Origin of the sequence: Nonomuraea sp. NPDC049784 (assembly GCF_040659615.1) — a bacterium.
Classification (GTDB): domain Bacteria; phylum Actinomycetota; class Actinomycetes; order Streptosporangiales; family Streptosporangiaceae; genus Nonomuraea.
The window spans coordinates 1-9364 of record NZ_JBFAMX010000403.1 but is presented as its reverse complement, the minus strand read 5'-3'; the positions used below and the strand labels follow the sequence as shown (position 1 = coordinate 9364).

Annotated in this window: 7 protein-coding genes and 1 pseudogene; 3 read left to right on the top strand and 5 right to left on the bottom strand. The window is 66.1% G+C overall.

Annotation, left to right across the window (positions count from 1 at the left end; all coding sequences use genetic code 11):
* Window positions 1-468 (top strand): annotated as a pseudogene (locus tag AB0J09_RS45070) (hypothetical protein); the annotation flags it as partial.
* 280 nt (window positions 469-748) lie between these two features.
* Here the strand turns inward: AB0J09_RS45070 and AB0J09_RS45065 are convergent.
* Window positions 749-1333: a dihydrofolate reductase family protein gene (locus AB0J09_RS45065; protein ID WP_360705598.1), complete on the bottom strand. Its 585-nt coding sequence runs from the start codon at window positions 1331-1333 to the stop codon at window positions 749-751.
* A 1060-nt stretch (window positions 1334-2393) separates the two neighbouring features.
* Between AB0J09_RS45065 and AB0J09_RS45060 the strand changes: the two genes are divergently transcribed.
* A protein-coding gene (locus AB0J09_RS45060; protein WP_360705595.1) for an IS3 family transposase occupies window positions 2394-3610 on the top strand; the annotation gives its coding sequence in 2 pieces (ribosomal slippage) (window positions 2394-2703 and window positions 2703-3610; 1218 coding nt in all).
* Between the two features lie 97 nt (window positions 3611-3707).
* On the opposite strand, the gene AB0J09_RS45055 is transcribed toward AB0J09_RS45060, so the two are convergent.
* From AB0J09_RS45055 to AB0J09_RS45040, 4 genes are all read right to left on the bottom strand, one after another.
* A complete protein-coding gene (locus tag AB0J09_RS45055) occupies window positions 3708-4706 on the bottom strand; it encodes a Rieske 2Fe-2S domain-containing protein (protein WP_360705592.1) in 999 nt (332 codons plus the stop codon).
* Between the two features lie 84 nt (window positions 4707-4790).
* Window positions 4791-5528: an SDR family oxidoreductase gene (locus AB0J09_RS45050; RefSeq protein ID WP_360705589.1), complete on the bottom strand. Its 738-nt coding sequence runs from the start codon at window positions 5526-5528 to the stop codon at window positions 4791-4793.
* 38 nt (window positions 5529-5566) lie between these two features.
* Entirely contained in the window at window positions 5567-6778 is a 1212-nt protein-coding gene (locus tag AB0J09_RS45045; RefSeq protein WP_360705586.1) for a cytochrome P450, read from the bottom strand.
* Window positions 6775-7179, bottom strand: a complete 405-nt coding sequence (locus AB0J09_RS45040; RefSeq protein ID WP_360705583.1) for a hypothetical protein — start codon at window positions 7177-7179, stop codon at window positions 6775-6777. The genes AB0J09_RS45045 and AB0J09_RS45040 overlap by 4 nt, the downstream gene beginning before the upstream one ends.
* Before the next feature lie 709 nt (window positions 7180-7888).
* Between AB0J09_RS45040 and AB0J09_RS45035 the strand changes: the two genes are divergently transcribed.
* Window positions 7889-9157, top strand: coding sequence for an MFS transporter (locus AB0J09_RS45035; RefSeq protein WP_360705580.1), 1269 nt, complete (start codon window positions 7889-7891; stop codon window positions 9155-9157).
* The last annotated feature ends 207 nt before the right edge of the window (window positions 9158-9364 follow it).

Sequence of the window (9364 nt, the reverse complement as noted above, 5' to 3'; positions counted from 1 at the left end):
GTCGCGGCCAGGTGGAAGCCCTCCCGCCCGGTAGGCGCGACATTGGTGGTGTTTCTGCTGATGACACCGCTGCCGGCCCTCTTGGCAGCACCGGCCGGCCTCGGGCTGCTGATGCCGGCCGCATTCCTGGCCGGCTTGGAGGTGGTGGTCTACAACGTGTTGCAGACCACCACCATCCAGCGCCATGTCCCCGACCACCTCATCGGCCGGACCAGCTCCGTCGTCACGCTGGGCGCACTCGTGGCGGCCCCCTTGGGCATGGCTGTCGCCGGACCCGCGGCCCAGACGTTCGGCAGCGGCACGGTCCTCGCCGCCAGCGCCGTCATGGCCATCCTCATCACCGTGGCCACCCTGCTCGTTCCATCGGTGTGGCAGATCCGAGACAGCCCACGAGAGGATGCGCAACCACGGCCAGCTGAACCCTCTCAGGTCGACGCGGGCGGACGCTCAGCCGCACCTGAATCGTAAAGCGTCGGGAAACGATCATTGTGTGTCCGGGAAGCGATCACCGAGCCGTCGGATCTGTGCAGCTCAGCCGTACTCGTGAACGCCCCAACGCGAACGCGGCATCCAATCCCGCTTGCAGACGAGCGGCGCTGAGATGTTCTACCCTGGCCAACACGGCCACCGCATGATCTTCAGATCCATCACACCTGAATGATCACAGCGGTGGCCGTCGCCCCTTTTACGGGCTTATAGCGCTTCAGCGCTGAGAGGTTGGAACCCCGAGACAGGTGCCCAGGAACTGTCAGCGGCGGTCGTAGTGGGCGACGATGACACCCTTCGTGGTCGTGACACTGCTGGTGAGGCGGTACTGGGTCAACGGCGCCGGTCCCTCGAACATCCGTGTACCCGAGCCCAGGGTGAGCGGGTGAACCACCAACGTGTAATGGTCGATCAGACCGGCCGCATGCAGGCTGCGCACCAGTGCGGCACTGCCCACGATGCCCAAGTCGTTGCCGTCCTGCGCCTTCAACTCCGCGACCGCCTGCGTCGCGTCGCCGCGCAGCAGCACCGAGTTATGCCAAGCACTCGCGTCGTCAAGCGTGGCCGAGGCGACGTACTTGGTGACGGCGTTCATACGGGTGGTGTACGGGTTGCCGTCCTCGCGGTGCGCCCACGCGGTGATGAAGTCCTGCCAGGTGCGGCGGCCGAGCAGCATGTCGCCGGGACCGCTCATGCCCTTGGCCATCTCCTGGGCCAAGACCTCGTCCTGGTGCGAGGCCCCCCAGCCGCCGTGCGTGAAGCCTCCGCGGGTGTCCTCATCAGGACGAGCCGGGCCCTGCACGACGCCATCCAAGCTGATGTTCATGGTGACGTTGATCGAACGCACTCGAATGTCTCCTCCGCTCCTGCGGACCGCCCCAGCGACGGCCCGATCACCCCCTACACGAGCGCCGACCGCCCGAATAGACATCGTTGAACGACAAATTCTTGCTTTCTGTCTCGCCCGCTCCGGCACCGCAGCGAGGTACACGGATCAGCGATCTCCGGCTTCAAAGACACGCTTTGAAGCGGTGCAGCTCACTCCCGTCCAGACCGCCAACAGCGATGTGCGGCTGGAGTACTAGGAGATACATCGTCACCGATGCCAAGGACTGCAGAACACTCATGGTCCTTCGGCTGCTTGCTGCACAAGATCAATTCATGTTCACGCAGCCGGGCAATCAACCGCTCGAGCTGAGCCTCCCTCAGCAACTCCGTCCCGAGATCGTCATACAACACTGCCCGTGCCAGCCCTCAACACTGCCCGTGCCAGCCCTCCCCGGTCACACAGCCGTGACCTGCCAATCAATCTAGCGATTTCCGGCGAGCCGTGTGCAGAACGGGTAGCCAACGACCTTCTTTGTCGGCATCGCCGAACGCCTGCGCCCGGGACGAGGGGTCCGTTGAGGTGTGGTTATCCGGGATGTAACACCAGCCGTACCTTTCCACGACGTCGACGAGGACTTGAATTCATCCCGACGGCACGGCGCCGGTCCTAAGGAGGCACAGAGACACCACGGTTCCACGGACCATGGTTCAGATCGGATCGCGCCGTCGTCACCGCCTGCTGCCGAAGGAAGGGCTGCTGGCTTTACCAGAGCCCCATGCGGAGACTGAACGACGCCAGAGGCGCCCCAACGTGCCGCTTCCATCACTGAGGCCGTCAGACCATTCGACACCTGAGCAGCATCGATCCGTAGGCGACGGACACTAGAGCGACGACGATCGACGCCACAGCTGTTCGCCGGCTGCAGCCACGACTTCGTTGATCAGCTAGTCGCGGAAGTGACGATTGGCCGGTCGCAAGCCTGATCGCAAGGGTAAAGGTCGGCACACTGGGGCCCTCGCCCCGATGTGTGGACACCTTGAGTGCCGGATGATGGAGATCCGGAGACAAGGAGTTCCACGTGGCGATGAAGTCGTATCCGCCGGAGTTCAAGGCGGACGCCGTCGCGTTGTATCTGTCTGATCCGGCGCGGACGTACGCGTCGGTGGCCCGGGATCTGGGCATCAACCGCGAGACCCTGCGCCTGTGGGTGAAGGAGGCCCGCGCGGAGGGCACTGCGGGGGCGAAGAAGGCGGCCCCGGGTAAGAAGCCGGCGAGCGGCCCGCTATCGTCCGACGACGTGCTGGAAGAGGAGAACAAGCAGCTCAAGGCCCGGGTCCGAGAGCTGGAGCTGGAGCGCGACATTCTGCGCCGGGCGGCCAAGTATTTCGCGGGAGAGACGAACTGGTGAGCCGCTTCAAGTTCGTCGCCGACCACCGCGACGCCTTCGGCGTGAAGCGGCTGTGCCGAGTCATCGGGGTCTCCCGCTCCGGCTTCTACCGATGGATCAAGGCGGCACCCGCCCGGGCCGCCCGCGCCGCGGCCGATGCCGCCCTGGCCGCGGAGATCAAGCAGATCCACGGCGAGTTCGACGGCACCTACGGCAGCCCGCGCGTGACCGCCGAACTGCGCGAGAAGGGCCGGAAGGTCAACCACAAGCGCGTCGCCCGCGTCATGCGCTGCTTCGACATCGTCGGGCTGCACCTGCGCAAGAAGGTGCGCACCACCGTGCCCGAGCCCTCGCATCAGAGGGTTCCCGACCTGATCAAGCGGGACTTCACCGCGCCCGAGCCGAACCAGCGCTACGTCGGCGACATCACCTACCTGCCCATCGGCGACGGCGAATTCCTCTACCTGGCGACCGTGCTGGACCTGCACTCACGGCGGCTGGCGGGCTGGTCGATCGCCGATCACATGCGCACCGAGCTGGTGACCGACGCGCTGCGCGCCGCCGCCGTAACACGGGGAAGCCTGCACGGGACGATCTTCCACTCCGACCACGGAGCCCAGTACACCTCGGCCGAGTTCGCAGGGGTCTGCGCCGAACTCGGGGTTCGCCAGTCCATGGGCGCCGTCGGTACCAGCGCCGACAACGCCGCCGCGGAGGCCTTCAACGCCAGCCTCAAACGCGAGACACTTCAGGGCGCCAGGCGCTGGTCCTCCCCGCGTGAGGCCCGCCTGGCCGTCTTCAAGTGGATCACTCGCTACAACACCCGCAGGAGACATTCCACGCTCAGCTACCTCAGCCCGATCGACTACGAGCACCAGACCACCGCTAGAGTGCTGCTCGCCGCATAACAGCCGGTGTCCACACTTCGGGGTGAGCCTCCCTGAATCAACCAGTCAAGTGCTGCCTGGCCACCCTCTAATGACCGTGTCAGAGGGGGAAGCGTCATTACGGGCGGTAAAATTGGCGGGCCCAACGCCTGTAGGGGCCGATCGGTCCGTCGCCCTCGATGAGGATGGGGCCCCGCATATACGCCTTGTGCCGCCAGATGGGTACGTCCTGGCGAACGTCCCGGACGAAGAACCTGAGCGATGCGCGGGCGACGAGCTCGCCTATGAGACGCCGGAGTGCGGACGGCAGGCGCTGGGTGCCGACGCGGGCGGACAGCGCCAACCGCAGCTTGATGCGGTGGTCGTCAAGCGGAGTGGCGAGGACCAGGAGACGCAGCTGGAGGCCGGCGGGCAGACGTACGTGAACGGTGGAGTGCCCGAGGCCTTCGACCACGGTGTTGAACTCGAGGCAGAGCCCGCGCGGGAACAGCGTCAGCGCCCGGCGTACCCGATATGCCGTGCGCAATTGGTGGCCATTGACCGTGCAGCGCTTCAGCATGTGCACGTCGCGGTAGCCGTGGACGTGGCCGAAATGGCCCAAATCCACGCTGTTCTCTGAGGTCTCCTGTGGGTGACCACGCAAGCTGAGAGCGTGAGTTCGCCAAGGTGTCCAGCCTGTCATGTCAAGCTCACGCACTCGCCAGAGCGGGTCGGCGTCGGCCCAGTGATGCCAGCCGAGAATCACGCCGTGCTGCTCGACGACCGGAATCATGGTGAGTGTCATGCGGGCCGGCGTCCGGCTGCTGGTGCACGTGCCGGCGGCGTTGAAGGTCAGGCCGTGCATGGGGCAACGTAATGCGTCGCCCTCCACGGTCCCGCCATGGCCGAGGTGAGCGCCAAGGTGCGGGCAATGGGCAAGCGCGGCCATGACGTCGCCGGATCGCAGCCTAGCCAGGACGAGGTCCCGACCAGCCAGGCGAACGGGTCGAACTGCACCTGCGCGGAGATCCCGGCTGAACGCCAACACGTACCAACCGGCGGGAGCTGGGGGCAGATCACGCGACGCTGGCTCGGCGGTTATGCCGGAGGGGATGTGAGCAGAACTGGTCGTCGTCATGGGGTGGTATCCGATGCTGGGATGAAGGGCTGGGGGCGGGTTGTATGGCCAGCTCGGAAAATGATCGGGCCAGGCCAGGCGGAGTTAGACATGCGAGCCGCCATCGACGCGCAGGTCAACTCCCGTCAGATAGCTGCCATCAGAGGAGGCCGCGTAGGCGATGGTGGCAGCGATCTGCTCGGGCTCGCCGTAGCCGGTCAGGGGCTGCGTGCGGCTGAAGAAGTTCAGGTCTATGTCGGCCCCTTCGGGGACCTCCATGGTTGTGACCATGGGAGTGCGCACGCCTCCAGGGGAGACGGCCACGACCCGTACCCCATGTGGTGCCACCTCGGCCGCGAGGCTGTAAGAGAGCGCAAGAAGCGCGCCTTTACTGGCCGCGTACGCGGTCATGTACGGGTGGCCGTGGGTGGCGGCCGTCGAGGCGACATTGACGACCACCCCGCGGGTATCCATGAGATAGGGCATCGCCTCTCGGCACAGCAGCGCGGGGCCGATGCAGTTGATCGCGAACAGGTCATGAAAGTCCGCCGGTGTCAGAGCGTCCATCGGTGTGATCCGGTGGACGCCAGCGACGTTGATTAGCGCGTCCAGGCCACCCAGGATCTCGCCGGCGGTATTGACTGCGTCGACGACGTCCGACTCTTTGGCCACGTCGGCGACGTGCACGGTGATGCGGTTGTCTTTGAGCTCTTTCAGCCCGACGCTGTCGCGGTCGATGGCGACGACGCAACCGTTCTCGGCGGCCAGACGGAGCGCGGTGGCACGGCCGATGCCGGAGGCGGCACCCGTCACCAAGAGGCGCTTGCCAGCGAAACGGTTCATGTGTATCTCCTTCGTTCCACATACGATTGAGGTTGGGGTCAGGCAGCAGGTGGCTCGGTCCAGGTGACGGGTAGCGCCATGGGCCCGCGGGTCACCTGGCTGTGCCGCCAGACGATGTCGGCCTCGCCGCAGGCGAGCTGCAGGTCGGGAAAGTGCCGGGGCAGCGCGGTCAGCAGCACGCTGAGCAGCATGCGGGCCACCTGGGAGCCGAGGCAGACGTGTGCGCCGTGGCCGAAGCCCACGTGCCGGTTGGGGTGGCGGGTAAGGTCGAGCCTGTCAGGCTTGGGGAAGACAGCCGGGTCGTAGTTGGCGGCGATCATTGAGGGCAGGACGGTGTCGCCGCGCGGGATCAGCACGTCGCCGAGCATGACGTCCGACGTGGCTACTCTCGGCAGGCCCGAGGTGCTGCCCAGGGGCACGTAGCGGACCAGTTCCTCGACAGCGCTCGGCACGAGTTCCGGATCGCGGCCGAGCCTGCGGAAGTCGTCAGGATGGCGCAGCAGAACATACACACTATTGGCGATCTGGTCCGTGGTGGTCTCGGCCCCGGCCGCCAGCAAAGTAATGCCGAACCCGACGAGTTCGTCGTCGGAGAGCGCGCCGTGCTCGTCGTGGGCCGTCACCAGGTGGCCGATCAGGTCATCGTGGGGGGTGCGGCGGCGCTCGGCCACCAGGTCGGCAACGTAGCTGATCAGCTCGCTCAGGCTGTGACCGGCCTGCTCTGGGGTGATGTTGCTGATGCTCAGCAGCGCCGCGGTCCAGGCCCGGAAAGTCTCATAGTCCTCCGGCGGGACGCCGAGCATGCTGCCGACGACCAAGGCCGGCAGCGGGAGCGCCACGGCGGTAACGATGTCGGCGGGCGGCCCCGCCTGGCGCATGCGGCTCAGCAGGTCGTCGACCAGCCGCTCGGTGTGCGGCTGCAACTCCCCCGCACGCTGGGGAGTGAACGCCCTAGCGACCAGGGCACGCAGCCGGGTGTGCTGGGGCGGATCCATGCTGACGATGGACGTGCCAGGCAACGGCTGAGCCGTCAGCTGAGGCCGCCCGGGCTCGCACGCGAGTGCGCGGGAGAAGCGGCGGTCGGCCAGTACTTGCTGGACCAGCACGTGACTGACGACGAGCCAGGCTTCTTGCCCGTCAGGCAACCGAACGCGGGTCACCGGGCGTTCGCGCAGTGTCTCGTACTGGTGCTCAAGCCGCAGACAGCTTGCGGGTGGAAACGGGTAATGGACGGTCGTGGCGATGCTCATGTCGCCTCCTTCGGCGTTGTCTGTACGACGGCTGTCGTCGGGGTGCAGGCCGAAACGGGCTCACCAGTCTCCGCGTCGGCGAGAGTGATCGCCGAAAAGGGGCAGAGGTCGGCCACGATGGCCAGTTCCTCGTCCGGGTGGGTCACCTCGGCCAGCGGATGGGCGTGCCCCTCGAGGAGGGCGAAATGCCTCGAGGTGGAGGCCACGCATAGACCCGTCCCCTGACATGCCGCCGTGTCGATGCTGATCCGCCACTGGCCCGCCTGAGGCGAGGAAGCACTGCGCGCGCCCAGGCTTCCGCTGGCTTCCGCATACAGTTCACTTGCGTGACTGGTTTGTTTGCCGGTCATGGCCAGCTCCTTCAGGCTCTCGTGGGCGGCGGCCAGCAGGCAGAAAGCCACGGAATGGCGCCGGCTTAACAGCAGCAGTCTCTTGACTTGCTGTAAATATCGATGTCAATTCCAGGAATTTTGGAGGTGGCGCCCAGATGCTGGCAAGAGAAGGCGGGGCCGTCATGACTCCTGTGATCAGATCGTGATCAGTACAAGTCTGTGCTGCTGCACGAGGAGCGGCACTCACGCTGTATAAAACGTTGCCGTGGCCATGCCCCGAGCTGCTATGACTCACGGCTCCATGCAGCCTGACATCGATGCCGAGCGGTCCGTATTCACGCCCCGCGACGCCGGGTACGGCGACCGAGTTCGTCAGCTCACACGCTGCAACGCTCACCATGCACTCACGCACGGTGCCTGATCCATACGGTCTTGGGAGAACTGGCCCCCTCCTTGCGACGCGCCCCCTACCTGCTGAACCATGCCGAACCCGGGTGTCGGCCTGCGTGACCTCGGCTCTCCCCCTGCCAAACCATGCCCGTGCGAGGCGCCACGAGCGCCTCCGCCGTCAGCTGATTCGTGCTCGGTCAGAGCCGTCGCCGCGATCACACTCGAGGCGCTGTCGCCGACTGCCGACGTCGTTCGAAGCCCAGGCTCATGCGGCCTACCCCACACCGACGCCGTCGCTGCGTGGCATGCAGGCGCTAACCGACCTCCACCTTCGTCGCCCCTGTTTCGGTCCCCATTCGGGATCACACACACTGCTGGAGCCAACTACATGTTTTCTGCTTGCCAGCAACCTTCCGGGAACCTCGTCGCGCTGTTTCGCGGCAATGCCGATTTCAGGCGACTCTTCGGCGCTTGCGTGCTCAGCCGGACAGGCGACTGGTTCACCTATGTTGCCTTGAGTAGTTTCGTTTACCACCACACGGGGTCGCCTGGATGGACGGCGCTGCTGTTCGCGGTCGACTCCCTTCCCGGAATGATGCTGTTCCCCTTGATCGGCCCGCTCGCCGACGGCTTCGACCGGCAACGCTTGCGGATCGCTTGCGACCTGGGCTCGGCCATTCCGATCGCTGGCCTGCTGATCGCCTTCCACCTCGGCTCTGTTCCCCTGACCCTAGGATGCTTGGCCGCGCGGTCTGTGTTCGCCGCGGTGTCGGCACCTATCCCTGAAGTCGCGTTGCCGAACCTCGTCGCCAGCGGGGAACTGTCACTGGCCCAAACCATGCTTGGGAGCGTGTATTCGGCCAGCCTGGTCGTCGGAGCCGGCCTGGGGGGTGTAGTCAGTGCCGCCTGGGGAACCTCGGCCACGCTCCTCATCGATGGCGCCTCATTCGTCGTCTCCGCGCTCCTGGTCGCGCGAATCAAGCGGCCATTGTCCAGCGCTGCCGCAACACGCCGACTGCGGATAGGAGCCGATACGACCGAACTGTGGCGGTTCCTGCGAACGACCCCGGTCGCGACGGCCTTGCTGTGGCTCACCGCGGGACTGCGTCTCTGCTATGGAATGGTCGCGCTGTTGCCGCTCTACGCCCTTGATCGTTTCCACGTCGGGGATGCGGGAGCTGGCGCCATGTACCTGGCACAAGGACTCGGAGCTGTGCTTGGGCCCTTCGCGGGCGGGTGGCTGACCGCGGGCTCAGCACGTCGACGGCTGCCTGTGGCTGCGGCGGCCCTGGCGGTCTTTGGCCTCGGATACCTGCTCCTGGCTCACGCCTCCAGCCTCGGCGCAGGAATGGCGGCCGCGGCGCTGGGCCACATCGGAGTAGGCGCATGCTCGATGCTCGCCATCAACGGTCTGCAGTTAGCGACCCCCGATGCCTTGCGAGGGCGAGTCCTGGTGTTCGCCTTCAGCCTCTCGTCCGCCGTCCAGGGAGCATCGACGCTCGCTGTCGCGCCCATGGCGGCGACCGTCGGCGTGGCCGACGCTACTCGTATCCTTGGAATACTCGCCGTTGCCTACGCGATCACCTGGTCAATCGGTGCAGCACGCATCCGTGCCACACACTTCGATGCCGACCGAGAGGACACCTTCAAGACCTGACGCTGACCGTAGTCAGCCGGGTCAACGCCACGAACCCAGCGGCACAGCACCATCATGCGACTGGGCCACGCATTGATCGCGGGATGCGCTGCCCCAGGGCGGCGCCGCCCTGGGGACTGGGGGGCGGGGAGGCCGCTGCTGGCCCTGCCACGTTCCGCAAGGGAACGCCCACGAACCCGCTGGATGATTCCCCGGAGAGATAGGAAG

Excerpts from the sequence above, each read along its gene's own strand:
- AB0J09_RS45055 (WP_360705592.1), bottom strand. The coding sequence starts at position 4,706 with ATGACGACGACCAGTTCTGCTCACATCCCCTCCGGCATAACCGCCGAG.
- AB0J09_RS45050 (WP_360705589.1), bottom strand. The coding sequence starts at position 5,528 with ATGAACCGTTTCGCTGGCAAGCGCCTCTTGGTGACGGGTGCCGCCTCC.
- AB0J09_RS45045 (WP_360705586.1), bottom strand. The coding sequence starts at position 6,778 with ATGAGCATCGCCACGACCGTCCATTACCCGTTTCCACCCGCAAGCTGT.
- AB0J09_RS45035 (WP_360705580.1), top strand. The coding sequence starts at position 7,889 with ATGTTTTCTGCTTGCCAGCAACCTTCCGGGAACCTCGTCGCGCTGTTT.